Raw genomic sequence first — 13,270 nt, forward strand, 5'->3', positions numbered from 1 at the left:
CCCCTGCGGCCCACCCCCCTCTACTTCCCTCCCGGCGACGGCGCCCCGTCCGGAAAGTCACGCCTCATGTTCCGCTTCCTTGTCCGCCGAGTCACCGGCGCGCTGGTCATTCTGTTGATCATCAGCGCCATCACCTTCTGGCTCTTCTATGCCGTGCCGCGTGACCCCGCGATGATGTCCTGCGGCAAGAACTGCACGCCCGAGAACCTGGCGCAGATCCGGCAGAACCTGGGCATCGACAAGCCGATCCCGGTGCAGTACTGGCTGTGGCTCGTCGGCGTCTTCGCCGGACGCGACTACAGCACCTGGGGCTACTGCGACGCCCCCTGCCTCGGTTACTCCTTCGCGAACAACGAGCCCGTCTTCGGCACGATCATGGACCGTCTGCCGACGACCCTGTCGCTCGCCTTCGGTGCGGCCGTCGTCTTCCTGATCCTCGGCATCGGCGCCGGCATGATCGCGGCCCTCAAGCAGGGCCAGTTCCTGGACAAGTTCGCCAGCTCGGCCTCGCTGCTCGGCTCCTCGCTCCAGATCTACTTCGTCGGTTACATCGCGATGTTCTTCTTCGTCGCGCAGCTCGGGTGGCTCGACCAGCCGCAGTGGACTCCGCTCACCGACAACCCGGGCGCCTGGTTCTCCGGACTGCTGTTGCCCTGGCTGGTCCTGGCGATCATCTTCACGGCCAACTACACCCGTATGACCCGCTCCCAGCTCGTGGAGCAGCTCAGCGAGGACTACGTCCGTACGGCCCGCGCCAAGGGTCTGTCCCGGTCGAACGTCTTCTTCCGGTTCGCCTGGCGCGGCGCGATGGGCCCCATCGTCACCGTGTTCGGCATCGACCTGGGCACGCTGATCGGTGGCGCCATCATCACCGAGTCGACCTTCAGCCTCCCGGGCATCGGCCGGCTCGCGGTGAAGTCCGTGGACCAGAGCGACCTGCCGATGCTGCTCGGGGTGACCCTCCTGGCGGCCGGCGCGATCGTCTTCGCGAACATCATCGTCGACGCCGTCTACGCCCTCATCGACCCGCGGATCCGGCTCGCCTGACCTCCGCCCCACCCCCGACCTCTCGCATCACCCCCTCAGGAGCGTCCCCGTGACGAGCACCGATCAGCAGCCCTTCCTCTCCGTCAGGGACCTTCAGGTCCACTTCTCCACCGAGGACGGCATCGTCAAGGCCGTCGACGGGCTCTCCTTCGACCTCGCCAAGGGCCAGACGCTCGGCATCGTGGGTGAGTCGGGATCCGGCAAGTCCGTCACGAACCTGACGATCCTGGGCCTGCACGACCCCCACCGCACCAAGATCGACGGCGAGATCCTGCTGGACGGCAAGGAGCTGCTCACCGCCTCCGAGCGCGAGCTGGAGCGGCTGCGCGGCAACAAGATGTCCATGATCTTCCAGGACGCGCTGGCCTCGCTGTCGCCGTACCACACCATCGGTACGCAGATCGGCGAGACCTACCGCAAGCACACCGGCGCCTCCAAGAAGGAGGCCCGGGCGCGGGCGATCGAGATGCTGCGCCGGGTCGGGATCCCGCAGCCGGACATGCGGGTGGACGACTATCCGCACCAGTTCTCCGGCGGTATGCGCCAGCGCGCGATGATCGCGATGGCGCTGGTCTGCGACCCCGAGCTCTTGATCGCCGACGAGCCGACGACGGCCCTCGACGTGACGGTCCAGGCGCAGATCATGGACCTGCTCAAGGACCTCCAGCAGGAGTTCGGCACGGCGATCATCTTCATCACCCACGACCTCGGTGTCATCGCCGACATCGCGGACGATGTGCTGGTGATGTACGGCGGCCGCTGTGTGGAGCGGGGCACCAAGCAGGAAGTGCTGCGCCGGCCGCAGCACCCGTACACCCTGGGTCTGCTCAGCTCCATGCCGAGCCTGGACGGCCCGGTCGACGTGCCGCTGTCGCCCATCCCGGGTTCCCCGCCGTCGCTGCTGAACCCGCCCACGGGCTGCCGCTTCCACCCGCGGTGCGCCTTCACCGACAAGGTGTCGGGCGGGCTGTGCTCCAGTGAGCGGCCGCTGCTGGAGGTCGTGGAGGGCAGGGGTTCCGCCTGCCACCTCGCGCCGGACCAGCGCAAGGACCTCTTCGCCGACTACGCCGGTACCCGGCACTGACTGACGTACACGAGACGGGACTTCACCATCATGAGCAACGCGCAACCGCTCCTGGACGTCAGCGGTCTGACCAAGCACTTCCCCATCAAGGGCGGCTTCCCGATCAAACGCACGGTCGGTGCCGTCAAGGCCGTCGACGGGCTCGACTTCCAGGTCGCCGAGGGCGAGGCGCTCGGTCTGGTCGGCGAGTCGGGCTGCGGCAAGTCGACGACGGGCCGGCTGATCACCCGGCTCCTGGAGCCGACGGGCGGCAAGGTCTCCTACCGGGGCCAGGACATCACGCACGCGGGCCGCAAGGCGCTGGCGCCGATCCGGTCCGAGATCCAGATGATCTTCCAGGACCCGTACGCGTCGCTGAACCCCCGCCAGACGGTCGGCAAGATCATCTCGGGGCCGATGGAGATCAACGACATCAACCCGGCCGGCGGACGCGAGAAGCGCGTCCGTGAGCTGCTGGAGATCGTCGGCCTGAACCCCGAGCACTTCAACCGCTTCCCGCACGAGTTCTCCGGCGGCCAGCGCCAGCGCATCGGCGTCGCCCGCGCCCTCGCCCTGGAGCCGAAGCTCATCGTCGCGGACGAGCCGGTCTCCGCCCTGGACGTCTCCATCCAGGCGCAGGTCGTCAACCTGCTCCAGAAGGTCCAGCAGGAACTCGGCATCGCCTTCGTCTTCATCGCCCACGACCTCGCCGTCGTACGGCACTTCTCGCAGCGCGTCGCGGTCATGTACCTCGGCAAGATCGTCGAGATCGCCGACCGGGACGACCTGTACGGCAACCCGCGCCACCCGTACACCCGGGCGCTGCTGTCCGCCGTGCCCGAGGCGACCGTGGACGAGACCCCCCGTGAGCGCATCCGCCTCCAGGGCGACGTCCCCTCCCCCATCAACCCGCCCTCCGGCTGCCGCTTCCGCACCCGCTGCTGGAAGGCGACGGACAAGTGCGCGAGCGAGGCGCCTCCGCTGGTCCAGGTCGAGGGCAACAAGCCGGGTCACCTGACCGCCTGCCACTACCCGGAGACCGACGACACGGTCCCCGCGCCGCGTCTGGCCAAGGACCCCCAGCCGGCGGCCTGACACGACGTCCGGTTCCGCTCGGTTCCGAAGGAGAGGGCCCGCGCCTGCCTGGCGCGGGCCCTCGCTTTGCATGTGATGCACCGACGTCAGCAGATCCCGGTGCTCACGGGTTGAGGTCGAGGATCCGCACGGGCCGTCTCTTCCACTGCTCTGGAGAGACTGTGGCGACCACGGCCCCGTCGGGCCGTTCCGGCGTCGGTCGAGCGGCGCACTCGACATGAGCCGGAGCCCACACCGCGTCGCGGGCGACGGCGAGGGCGGAAGACAGGTCCAGGTCCAGGACGATCACACCGGGCAGCGCGACGATGTGCTCAGCCGTTCCACGCCGGGTCCGGTCGGCCTCGACGAGCGCGCAAGTGGGCGCGTACAGGAACCATCCCTGCGTCGCGTGTGCCCGGTGGATCAGGCGGGAGGCCAGGATGTTGCCCGAGCCTGCGGCGACCATGGCCGTGTCATCGAGAATCACGTGGAGCGCGTCGGTCACGGGGCGGCCGCCTCGGCCAGCCGGCGGTCGAGTTCCGCATCCAGGTCGGCCTGTTCACGGTCGCTCGGGTCATAGCCGTTCCATTCCCTCAGGACAGCACGAGCGCCTTCGGCCCGCTCGGCACGCTCGGCGGGAGTGAGTATGGAGTCCGCCAGCCGGGCCAGGTAGGCACGCAGAGACAGGCCCTCACCAGCCGCTATCTCGGCAAGCCGGTCGCGGGCTTCGGCAGGGATGCGGATGTTGGCGTCAGTCACGACGGAGCCCCTTTCACTCGTCCACCCAGGGTACGGGTACGCACACGTACCCGTGCACAGTTTGACCAGAGCCACAAGCCACGTAACTCATGTGAAGCCGGCATGAGGGCTTGCCGCGAGCGAGCCCAGGCGGCAAGACTGCCTCGCCATGGCCCTTCACCTGCGTGGCACCCTCCTCCCCGACGGCATCGTCCGCGATCTGTGGATCCTCGGCGACCGCATCACCTTCGACCGGCCCTCGGTCGAGGCGGAGACGGTGGCCGACGGTGGTTTTCTGCTGCCGGGGCTGGTCGATGTGCACACGCACCCGGGGTCCGCGTCGGAGGATGAGCCGCGCTGGGACCTCGACGCGTTCGGCGAGCAGATCGCCGCGCACCGGGACGCCGGGACGACGGCGTTGCGGTTCCCGGGTCTGCTGGGGGAGATCCCGAAGAGCCTGCGCGACGCGCCGGACACGCCCCGCATGATCACGGCCGGACGCTGGCTGGCATGGGCCGGGCTGTCGAAGAACGCCGACTTCCACCTGGTGACCGACGACCTCGTCGCCGCCGCGGTCGCGGAGGCCGAGGCGCACGACGGCTGGTGCAAGCTCATGGGCGACTGGGACTTCGAGGCGGACCCGGTGCCGTACGACCTTCTGCGGACGGTCGTGGACGCGGTGCACACGGCGGGCGGACGGGTCGCCGCGCACTGTCAGTCGGCCCAGGGCGTGCTCAACGCCGCCCGCGCGGGCGTCGATTCGATCGAGCACGGGATGGCGATGCCGCAGGAGTGCGTGGAGCTGATGGCCGCGCACGGGTCGAGCTACGTCCCCACCCTCACCGCCTTCGCCCGCCGGGCGCCGCAGATCATCGACAACCCGCGCGGCCGGCTCTGGCACGAGGGCCACGCGATCATGATCCGCCGGGTGCGCGAGGCCCATGACGCCGGCGTCACCGTCCTGGCCGGCACCGACTCCGCTCCCTTCGGAAACGTCGCCACCGAGGTCGAGCACCTCATCGCCGCCGGACTGCCCGCCGACGTGGCGGTCGGCGCGGCGAGTTGGACGGCCCGGGACTTCCTGGGCCTGCCGGGCCTGACCGAGGGCGGCCTCGCCGACGTCACGGTGTACGACGCGGACCCGCGACGCGAGCCGGCGGTACTGCGGCACCCGCGCCGGATCGTGCTGCGGGGCCGCGTCCTGAGCCGGAGCCCGGAGACGGCCGCCTGACTCAGGTCCGTCCGGTGCGCGCCGTCCACTCCTCCAGGAGCATCCCGAACAACACGCCGTCGTACCACTGCTCCCCCACCCGTACCGCGGCCCGTCGTCGCCCCTCCTCGACGAACCCGATCCGGCGGAAGGCCCGCATCGCGCGTTCGTTGCCGCTCCAGGTCTCCAGCTCGATCCTGCGGAGGCGGCAGGCCCCGAACAGATGGCCCGCCAGGAGTTCCAGCGCCTCGGAGCCGTAGCCGCCGCCCCAGCGGTCGCGCTCCCCGATGGTGATGCCGACCGTCGCCTGTCCCGTGAACGGGTCGAGGTCCCGGTAGTCGGCCATCCCGATCGCCCGCCCGTCGGCGAGATCCTCCACGGTGAACGTCGCCTCGCTGCGCGGGTTGTCCCGCAACCGCGCCTCATGAAACCCCGCCACGGCCTCCCGGCTCACCGGCCCGAACAACGGATCCCCTCCGGTGGCCCAGTACACCACCTCCGGATCATTGCGCCACCGCACATGATGCTCGAGATCCCCAGAACCCAACGCCCGAAGCCGCACAAGCTTGCCTTCGATCATCACGCGATCATATGGAACGCCCCGTCATCCGCTCCCCGCCACCAGCTCCACCTCGAACCCGTCCGCGTTCTCCAGATACGCCGCGCAGTGCCCCGGTCCGCCCGCATAGGGGTGCCGCTCCGGGAAGAGGAGCCGCCAACCGTGCTCGGTCGCCGTCTCGACCAGCGCGTCGAGGTCGGCGCGGTCACCGGGTACGTGGAAGGCCAGGTGGTTGAGCCCGGGACGCATACGGTCGTGCTGGCCGACCGCCATCGCCGGTGACTGCTCGACGACGATGTAGGTCTCCCCCGCGCGCCAACTGCGCCCCGTCGGCCACACCTGGTGGGGTTCATGGCCCAGCCGCGTCAGCAGCCACCCCCACGACGCCACGGCTCGTCCCAGATCCGGCACCCACAGTTCGACATGATGAAGCAACTCCCCCGCCCCTCCTTCGCGTTGCGCTTCCGTGTGGCAGACTTCCGCGCGTGGTCGATCGTTCGTTCGCGGATCTCTCGCTTGCCGCGTTGTACGACATCCTCAACCCGTGGGGACCGGGTGACGACTTCTACCTCGGGTTCGTGATGCGTGCCGACGCCGTGCTCGATGTCGGGTGCGGGACGGGGCAGTTGCTGCGGCGGGCCCGGGGTGACGGGCATCGTGGGCGGCTCGTCGGGCTGGATCCCGCCGCCGCCATGCTCGTTCAGGCCCGGCAGCGTGCCGACGGGGTCGAGTGGGTGCTCGGTGATCTGCGGACGCGGAACTGGGCCGGGGAGTTCGATCTCGTCGTGATGACCGGGCATGTCTTCCAAGTGCTGGTCTGCGACGAGGAGTTGCGTGCGGCCCTGGAGGCGGTGCGCGGTGCTCTGCGTCCAGGCGGTCGGTTCGTGTTCGAGACCCGGAACCCCAACGCGCGCGCGTGGGAGGGCTGGACACCCGAGCGGGTCCGGGAGGTGACGGACCCGGAAGGAAGCGCCGTACGGGTGTGGCACGAGGTGGAGCGGCCCGTCCTCGGGGACCGTGTGACGTTCACAGAGACCTTCGACAGCGACACCTGGAAACGGCCCCGTGTCAGCCGCACCACCCTGCGCTTCCTCGGCCCCGACAACGTGAACCGTTTCCTCGGCGCGGCCGGGTTCACGGTCGTCGACCGGTACGGCGACTGGGAGGGAGGCCCGCTCACCCCGGCCGCCTCCGAGATCATCACCGTGGCCGAGGCCGGGCCCTAGTCGTCGTCCGTCGCCTCCTCCAGCGCCGCCAGCGCCGGGTCCAGCACGATGTCCTCGTCCCGGGCCTCGATCGTCGGCTCCTCCGGGAAGTGGCAGGCCGTCAGATGGCCCGTGTGATTGCCGGAGATCTGGATCAGCGGTGGTTCCTCCGTCGCGCACTTGTCCTGCGCCTTCCAGCAGCGGGTGCGGAAGCGGCAGCCGGAGGGCGGTGAGATCGGGGACGGGACGTCACCGGCCAGCCGGATCCGCTCCCGCTGGGCCGCCTCCTCACCGACCACGTTCACCTCGGGCACCGCCGACAGCAGGGCGTGGGTGTAGGGGTGCCGGGGGCGGGTGTAGATGGAGTCGCGGTCGCCGACCTCGATGACCTTGCCGAGGTACATGACCGCCACGCGCTGGGAGAAGTGGCGGACCACCGCCAGGTCGTGGGCGATGAACAGGAAGGCGATGCCGAGTTCCTGCTGCACCTTCTGGAGCAGGTTCACGACCTGCGCCTGGATCGAGACGTCCAGCGCCGAGACCGGCTCGTCCGCCACGATCAGCTTCGGCTCCAGGGCCAACGCCCGTGCCACGCCGATGCGCTGGCGCTGGCCGCCCGAGAACTCGTGCGGGAAGCGGTTGAAGTGCTCGGGGTTCAGGCCGACGATCTCCAGCAGCTCACGGACGCGCTTCTCGCGTCCGCCGGCCGGGTTGACGTCGTTGATCTCCATCGGTCCCGAGATGATCTTGCCGACCGTCTGCCGCGGGTTCAGCGAGGAATACGGATCCTGGAAGATCATCTGGATCTCGGACCGGATCGGCGCCAGCTGTCTGCGCGAGGCGTGCGTGATGTCCTGGCCGCGGTAGGAGATCTTGCCGCTCGTCGGCTCCACCAGCTTGGTGATCAGCCGGCCCGTCGTCGACTTGCCGCAGCCCGACTCCCCCACCAGACCGAAGCTCTCGCCGACGTGCACGGTCAGGTCGATACCGTCCACCGCCTGCACCTGCCCGACCGTACGGCGGATCGGGAAGCCGCCCTTGACCGGGAAGTGCTTGACGAGCTTGTCCACCACCAGCAGCGGTTCGCCGGGCGCGTCGGCGGCGGCCTCGCGGGGAGCCGGGAGGACGAGGTCCTCTGTCATAGCCGTAGTCCTCCTCAGACGTGGCTGATCAGGGGGCGTTAACCGAGTCGGGGCTTGATCTCCTCGGCGAAGATGGTCCGCTTCTGGTCCGCCGTGAGATGGCAGGCCGAGTCGCGGTCCGGGCCGAGCAGCGGGACCTCGGTGACACAACGGGTGCCGCCGACCCGGTCCTGGAAGGTGCAGCGCGGGTGGAAACGGCAGCCGGAGGGCGGCCGCAGCAGCGACGGCGGGGTGCCCGGGATGGGCGCGAGCGGGGTGTCCGGGTCGGAGTCCAGCCGGGGCATGGAGTTCAAAAGGCCCCAGGTGTACGGGTGTTGCGGCGACCGCAGCACCTCGTCGACCGTGCCCCGCTCCACAGCGCGGCCCGCGTACATCACCATGATGTCGTCGGCCATGTCGGCGATCACCCCGAGGTCATGGGTGATGAAGATGATCGCCGAGCCGAACTCCTGCTGGAGGTCCTTCAGCAGGTCCAGGATCTGCGCCTGGACGGTGACGTCCAGCGCGGTGGTCGGCTCGTCGGCGATCAGCAGGTCGGGGTCGCAGACCAGCGCCATCGCGATCATCGCGCGCTGGCGCATACCGCCGGAGAACTGGTGCGGATAGTCCTTCGCCCGCTGCCGCGGGTTGGGGATGCCGACCTTCCCCAGCATCTCCACCGCCCGCTCCCAGGCGGCCTTCTTCGAGGCGCGCATGTGCTTCATGTACGGCTCGGCGATCTGCCGGCCCACCGTGTAATACGGCGACAGCGCGGTGAGCGGGTCCTGGAAGATCATGGCGACCTTGTTGCCGCGCAGCCTCTCCAGCTCGGACTCCCGGGCGGTGGTCAACTCCTTGCCGTCCAGCAGGATCTCGCCCTCGACGGTGGTGAACATCGGGTTGTGCAGGCCGAGGATCGTCAGGTTGGTCACCGACTTCCCCGAGCCCGACTCGCCCACGATGCCCAGCGTCCTGCCGCGCTCCAGGTCGAAGGAGAGCCCGTCCACGGCCCGTACGACGCCGTCCTCGGTCCGGAAGCTGACGTGCAGGTCCCGCACCGAGAGGAACGCGCCCTCGCCGGCCGGGACCGGGGCGCCGGCCTCCTTGGTCAGAGTGGTCACGTCAGTGCTCCTCAGCCTGTTCCTCAGCGCGGCCTAGGCCAGCCGCACACGCGGGTCGATGAAGGCGTACGTGGCGTCGACGACGATGTTGCACAGCAGAATCATGGTGGCGGAGAACAGCATCACGCCCAAGAGGAGCGGCAGATCGCTGAAGAACACCGACTCCACCGCCAGCCGCCCGAGCCCGGGAAGCCCGAAGGTGTACTCGGTGATGATGGCGCCGCCGAGCAGTGAGCCGAGATCGATGCCGAAGATGGTGATGATGGGGATCAGCGAACCCCGCCAGGCGTAGCGGAAGAAGACATACCGTCTGGACATGCCCTTGGCGCGGGCGGTGCGGACGTGTTCCTCCTGGAGCTGTTCGATCATCGACGAGCGGGACATACGGGTGTACTGCGAGGCGAAGATCGTGGACAGGACGACCCAGGGGATGATCAGGCCCGTGAACCAGGCGCCCGGGTTCTCGGTGAGCGGGTTGTAGGCCGGTTTGTCGAAGACATGGGTCTGATAGACGAGGATCGCGAGGGCCAGCGGGCCGAGGAAGTAGATCTGCATCGAGCTGATCACCATCGCGCCGGCCGTGAAGGTCTTGTCGACCAGCGTGCCGCGCTTCCAGGCGGCGATCAGGCCGGTGCCGAGTCCGACGATCAGGAAGCAGACGGCCCCGCCGAGGGTGAGCGAGACGGTGGTGGGCAGCCGGTCCATCAGGGTGCCCCAGACCTGCTCGTTGGAGTGGTACGAGTAGCCGAAGCAGGGGGCGGGGCAGGGGCCCTGGGCGAAGTCGTCGCTGCCCGTGAAGAGGTTGGTCAGGAAGATCCAGTACTGCTCGGGGATCGGTTTGTCGAGGCCGAGGACCCGGTGCAGGTTCTCCAGGTTGGCCGGGGTGCACGTCTTGCCGCACATCAGGAGCGCCGGGTCGCGCGGCATCCCGAAGAACAGCAGGAACGCGACGATGCTGAGCAGGAAGAGGATGATCACGGCGCCGAGGGACCGGCGGAGCAGGAAGCGCAGCATGGCAGGCAGCTCTCAGACGTCGGCGGGCTCTGGAGCCCCTCCGGCGGCACCCGGCGCGGCCGTCACGGGACGGGCGCGCCGGGTGCCGGGCGGGCGGGGTTACTTGACGTACAGGCGGCGCGGGTCGACGCCGGCGATGATGTCGTCGTAGACGAGTCCGCCGACCTTGGTCCCGGCGATCTGGGTCTGCTTGTAGTACGCGGTCGGGACGACGTTGACGACGTCCTTGACCAGGTACTCGTTGAGCTTGCCCCACTCCGCCGACGCCTTGGCCGGGTCGGTGATCTTGTTGATGCGGTCGATCTCGCTGTTGACCTTGGAGTCGTTGACCTGTGAGTAGTTCTGCGCGCCCTCGGCGATCGCGCGGCCGTCGTACAGCGGCGGGATCACGGTCGAGGCGGACGGCCAGTCGGCGCCCCACGCGGTGTGGAAGATGTCGTAGTTGTTGTCCAGCTTGCTGACCTGGTCGTAGAAGGTCTCGGCCGGGATCTCCTGGCGCTGGACGTCGAAGCCGGCCTTCTCCAGGCCCGCCGCCATGGCGGTGGAGTACTGCTGGCCCTCGGGGGTGTTGATGTAGCCGAAGGTCAGCTTGAGACCGGTCTTGCCGGCCTCTTCGAGGAGCGCCTTGGCCTTGGCCGGGTCACCCGCGGGCTTCTTCTTCTTGCCCCACGGGTCGAAGTCGGGGTCGTAGCCGGTGACGGTCGGGCTGATGATGCCGCCCGCGACCTCCATCGCGTCGGTGCCGCCGTAGGCACGCACGAACGGCGTGACCGGGAGGGCGTAGGCGATGGCCTGGCGGACCTTGATGTCCTTCATCTCCGGGTGGGCCAGGTTGATGTTCATCTGGCCGACGTAGGGCTGGAAGCCGGAGACCGTGCGGGACTTCATCTTCGGGTCGTTCAGGACCTTGGACAGGTTCCCCGCGTCGACCTGGTTGCTGAAGCTGACGCCGGTCTGGTCCGTGCCGCTGTCGGCGAGGAGCGCCTTGGTGGAGTCCTCGTACTGCTGGTTGAAGGTGATGTTGAACTTGTCGACGTACTGGTGCCGCAGCGGGTCGGTGGCCGGGTCCCAGTTCTCGTTCTTCACGAGCACCATGGACTTGCCGGACTTGAACTCCTGGATCTTGTACGGCCCGGTCACCACCGGCTTCTTGTCGTACTTCTCCTTGGTGTCGCCCTTTTCGGAGACGATGGCGTAGCCCGTCATGGCGAGGGCGTACGGCAGGTCGGCGTGCGGCTGCTTGAACTTGAAGACGACCGTCTTGTCGTCCGGGGTCTCGATGATGCTGTCGGGCAGGTGCTTGCCCTTGAACGGGCCGTCCGGCAGCAGCTTGCGGTAGTCGGCGCCGGGGGTGTCGGCCAGCCACTGCTGGATGTACGGCGGGCCCTGGTTGACGAAGGCCGCGAACTGCCGCTCGAAGGTGTGGCGGACGTCGGCCGAGGTGATGGCGGAGCCGTCCTCGAACTTGATGCCGTCCTTGAGCGTGTACTTCCAGGTCTTGCCGCCGTCCGTGGTGGTGCCGGAGTCGGTGGCGAGGTCGCCTACGACCTCGTGCTTGCTGCCGTCGTTGCTGGTGGCCTTGTAGCCGGTGAGTCCTCTGTGCAACAGCTGGGACACGGCCATCTCGTCCTGGACGTAGATCTGTCCGGGGTCGAGGTGGGCGTAACTGTCGCGGGCCAGCACCGAGATGGTGCCGCCGGGCTTGGCTCCGGGGACCTCCGCCGCGGGTCCCTTGGAGGCCGCCTCGTCGCCGAACTTGATGGCAGCCTGCTGCCGTTCGGCGTTCTCCTTCTGTTCCTTGTCGTTTCCGCCGCCCTTGCTGCCGCCCTCGCTGCACCCGGTCAGCACCAGTGCGCCGGCCGCGAGCACCGAGATTGCCGCGTATGTGTGGCGTCCGCCCCTGCTCATCACTCAGTTCCCACCCATCTGTGTGTCACCAGTGCCAAGGAAGTGCCAAGTGCCAAGTGCCAACCAGTGCGTCAGCGCGCCGTCTTGGGGTCGAAGGCGTCTCTGACGGAATCCCCGAGCAGGTTGAACGCGACGATGAAGATGATCATCGAGATGCCGGGGAAGAACATGTACGTGATGTCGTTCTGCATCACGAGTTCGGTGGACGCCTTGGAGAACATCTGCCCCCAGTCCGGCGTCGGTTCGACGATGCCCACGCCGAGGAAGGACAGACCGGCCTCGGCGGTGACGAAGTTGGGGAGCATGTAGGTGCCCTGTACGAGGATCGGCGTGACCACGTTCGGCAGGATCTCCTTGCGGATGATCCGCCACGGCGGGGCCCCGCTGACCTTCGCCGCTTCGATGAACTCCCGTTCTCGCAGGGCGAGTGTGGTGCCTCTGAGGATCCGTCCGAGGCTCATCCAGCCCAGGAACCACATCACCAGGATGAGGGCGACCACCCGGACGTAGACGGGTGTCTCGTCGCGCGGGCTGACGAAGAGCGAGACCACGACCGGCATGCTCGCGATGAAGAACAGCTGCGCCGGGAAGGCGAGCAGGAAGTCGATGACCCGGCTGATCCAGTAGTCCGCCTTGCCCCCGAGATACCCGGCGGTGACGCCCAGGAGGATGCCGGTGAGGACGGTCGCGAGCGTGACGGCGACCGAGATGCCGAGCGAAGTGCGGATGCCGTAGAGCAACTTGGTGAAGACGTCGTATCCGTTGCCCGGTTCGAGGCCGAACCAGAACTCGCCGCTGATGCCGCCGTTGGGCTGCACGGGCACACCCGCGCTGTCGAAGAGCTCGGGGCGTTCGTCGGCGTAGACCGTGTACGGGTTCTTGCCGTACAGCCAGGAGATGACCGGGGCGAGCAGGCCGATCAGGAAGAAGAAGAGGACGACATAGGCCGAGATCACGCCGGTGCGGTCGCGTTTGAAGCGGATCCACATCAGTTGGCCGGGAGACCGGCCGATGAGCTCCTCGTCCTCGGCCTTCACCACGGCCGGTGGTTCACCGTCCGCGACGACCGAGGTACCGCCACCCTCAATACCGATACGACTTGTCACGTTTCGCCCGTTTCGCTGGTATGAGTATGCCAAAGCGAGGCGTACGGAAGTCCGCAGCCGGACGCGCGTAGGGGGATTCAGCCGCCCCCCTGGTGCCGCTAACT

14 protein-coding genes are annotated in these 13,270 nt (G+C 68.3%); 5 read left to right on the plus strand and 9 right to left on the minus strand.

Annotated elements, in window-relative coordinates:
• The first annotated feature begins 66 nt into the window (after nt 1-66).
• The 3 genes from ACFPQ9_RS14470 to ACFPQ9_RS14480 are packed head-to-tail and all read left to right on the plus strand — an operon-like array spanning nt 67 to nt 3,205.
• Complete coding sequence (locus ACFPQ9_RS14470) at nt 67-1,047, plus strand: ABC transporter permease (RefSeq protein WP_380852494.1); 981 nt, start codon at nt 67-69, stop codon at nt 1,045-1,047.
• A gap of 49 nt (nt 1,048-1,096) precedes the next feature.
• A complete protein-coding gene (locus tag ACFPQ9_RS14475; protein WP_380852497.1) occupies nt 1,097-2,131 on the plus strand; it encodes an ABC transporter ATP-binding protein in 1,035 nt (344 codons plus the stop codon).
• A 30-nt stretch (nt 2,132-2,161) separates the two neighbouring features.
• Entirely contained in the window at nt 2,162-3,205 is a 1,044-nt protein-coding gene (locus tag ACFPQ9_RS14480) for an ABC transporter ATP-binding protein (protein ID WP_380852500.1), read from the plus strand.
• A gap of 103 nt (nt 3,206-3,308) precedes the next feature.
• Here ACFPQ9_RS14480 and ACFPQ9_RS14485 read toward each other — a convergent pair whose 3' ends face one another.
• Both ACFPQ9_RS14485 and ACFPQ9_RS14490 read right to left on the minus strand, forming a co-directional pair.
• Nucleotides 3,309-3,689, minus strand: coding sequence for a hypothetical protein (locus ACFPQ9_RS14485; protein WP_380852503.1), 381 nt, complete (start codon nt 3,687-3,689; stop codon nt 3,309-3,311).
• A complete protein-coding gene (locus ACFPQ9_RS14490) occupies nt 3,686-3,943 on the minus strand; it encodes a hypothetical protein (RefSeq protein ID WP_380852506.1) in 258 nt (85 codons plus the stop codon). The genes ACFPQ9_RS14485 and ACFPQ9_RS14490 overlap by 4 nt, the downstream gene beginning before the upstream one ends.
• A 148-nt stretch (nt 3,944-4,091) precedes the next feature.
• On the opposite strand from ACFPQ9_RS14490, the gene ACFPQ9_RS14495 reads away from it, so the two are divergent.
• A complete protein-coding gene (locus tag ACFPQ9_RS14495; protein WP_380852509.1) occupies nt 4,092-5,153 on the plus strand; it encodes an amidohydrolase family protein in 1,062 nt (353 codons plus the stop codon).
• 1 nt (nt 5,154) lies between these two features.
• On the opposite strand, the gene ACFPQ9_RS14500 is transcribed toward ACFPQ9_RS14495, so the two are convergent.
• Nucleotides 5,155-5,712: a GNAT family N-acetyltransferase gene (locus ACFPQ9_RS14500; RefSeq protein ID WP_380852512.1), complete on the minus strand. Its 558-nt coding sequence runs from the start codon at nt 5,710-5,712 to the stop codon at nt 5,155-5,157.
• A 24-nt stretch (nt 5,713-5,736) separates the two neighbouring features.
• Nucleotides 5,737-6,126 (minus strand): VOC family protein, encoded by a 390-nt coding sequence (locus ACFPQ9_RS14505; RefSeq protein WP_380852515.1) that lies wholly within the window; start codon nt 6,124-6,126, stop codon nt 5,737-5,739.
• Nucleotides 6,127-6,176: 50 nt separating this feature from the next.
• Between ACFPQ9_RS14505 and ACFPQ9_RS14510 the strand changes: the two genes are divergently transcribed.
• A complete protein-coding gene (locus ACFPQ9_RS14510) occupies nt 6,177-6,917 on the plus strand; it encodes a class I SAM-dependent methyltransferase (protein ID WP_380852518.1) in 741 nt (246 codons plus the stop codon).
• Here the strand turns inward: ACFPQ9_RS14510 and ACFPQ9_RS14515 are convergent.
• From ACFPQ9_RS14515 to ACFPQ9_RS14535, 5 genes are all read right to left on the minus strand, one after another.
• Nucleotides 6,914-8,038 (minus strand): ABC transporter ATP-binding protein, encoded by a 1,125-nt coding sequence (locus ACFPQ9_RS14515; protein ID WP_380852521.1) that lies wholly within the window; start codon nt 8,036-8,038, stop codon nt 6,914-6,916. The genes ACFPQ9_RS14510 and ACFPQ9_RS14515 overlap by 4 nt on opposite strands.
• 38 nt (nt 8,039-8,076) lie before the next feature.
• Nucleotides 8,077-9,138 (minus strand): ABC transporter ATP-binding protein, encoded by a 1,062-nt coding sequence (locus tag ACFPQ9_RS14520; RefSeq protein WP_380852524.1) that lies wholly within the window; start codon nt 9,136-9,138, stop codon nt 8,077-8,079.
• A 33-nt stretch (nt 9,139-9,171) separates the two neighbouring features.
• Nucleotides 9,172-10,152 (minus strand): ABC transporter permease, encoded by a 981-nt coding sequence (locus ACFPQ9_RS14525; protein WP_380852527.1) that lies wholly within the window; start codon nt 10,150-10,152, stop codon nt 9,172-9,174.
• A gap of 99 nt (nt 10,153-10,251) precedes the next feature.
• A complete protein-coding gene (locus ACFPQ9_RS14530; protein WP_380852530.1) occupies nt 10,252-12,060 on the minus strand; it encodes an ABC transporter substrate-binding protein in 1,809 nt (602 codons plus the stop codon).
• 71 nt (nt 12,061-12,131) lie between these two features.
• Entirely contained in the window at nt 12,132-13,166 is a 1,035-nt protein-coding gene (locus ACFPQ9_RS14535) for an ABC transporter permease (protein ID WP_380852533.1), read from the minus strand.
• Nucleotides 13,167-13,270: the final 104 nt, after the last annotated feature.

The organism is Streptomyces coerulescens (assembly GCF_042657965.1).
Lineage (GTDB): Bacteria > Actinomycetota > Actinomycetes > Streptomycetales > Streptomycetaceae > Streptomyces > Streptomyces coerulescens.